The sequence below is a fragment of the Mycobacterium deserti genome, assembly GCF_025345615.1.
In the GTDB taxonomy this organism is placed as follows: domain Bacteria; phylum Actinomycetota; class Actinomycetes; order Mycobacteriales; family Mycobacteriaceae; genus Mycobacterium; species Mycobacterium deserti.
The window spans coordinates 1-801 of record NZ_JAODWD010000011.1; the positions used below are offsets into that span (position 1 = coordinate 1).

The window sequence follows — 801 nt, forward strand, 5'->3', positions numbered from 1 at the left end:
GTCGCCGCCGAGTTCGAAGAAGGAGTCTTCGGTGCCGACGTGGGTGAGGCCGAGGACGTTTGCGTAGGTGTCGGCCAGGATTTGTTCGATGGCGGTGGTGGGTGGGCGGTAGGTCCTGTGGTGGTGGTAGGTGGGTGTGGGGAGGGCGTTGGTGTCGAGTTTTCCGCTGGTGGTGGTGGGGATGGTGTCGAGGGTGATGATGGCGGAGGGCACCATGTAGGGCGGCAGTTTGGTGCTCAGGTGGGTGCGTGCGGTGGCGGGGTCGGTGGTGCCGGTGATGTAGGCGACCAGTCGGGTGTCGCCGGGGTGGTCTTGGCGGGTGATGACCACGGCGTGGTCGATGCCGTCGAGTTCGGTGAGGGCGGTTTGGATTTCGCCGAGTTCGATGCGGTAGCCGCGGATTTTGACTTGTTCGTCGGTGCGGCCGAGGTAGTCGAGTTGGCCGTCGGTGCGCCAGCGTACGAGGTCGCCGGTGCGGTACATGCGGGTGCCCGGTGGGCCGTAGGGGCATGGCAGGAAGCGGGTGGCGGTCAGGGTGGGGCGGCGCCAGTAGCCGATGCCGACGCCGCGTCCGGCGATGTAGAGCTCACCGGGGACTCCCGGTGGTACCGGGTGCAGGTGTTGGTCGAGGACGAACAGTGCTGCCCCGGGCACCGGTGAGCCGATCGGTGGGGTTCCTGATCCGGGCTGTAGCGGTGTGCTCATCGCGGCGTAGATGGTGGTCTCGGTGGGACCGTAGGCGTTGATCATCACCCGCCCCGGCGCCCACTGATCCACCACCACCGCCGGACACGCCTCACC

At 67.4% G+C, this 801-nt stretch carries 1 protein-coding gene; it reads right to left on the reverse strand.

The window, feature by feature from the left end; genetic code table 11:
- On the reverse strand, positions 1-801 hold an 801-nt coding region (locus tag N4S67_RS27940; protein WP_260996314.1), incomplete at both ends, for an AMP-binding protein.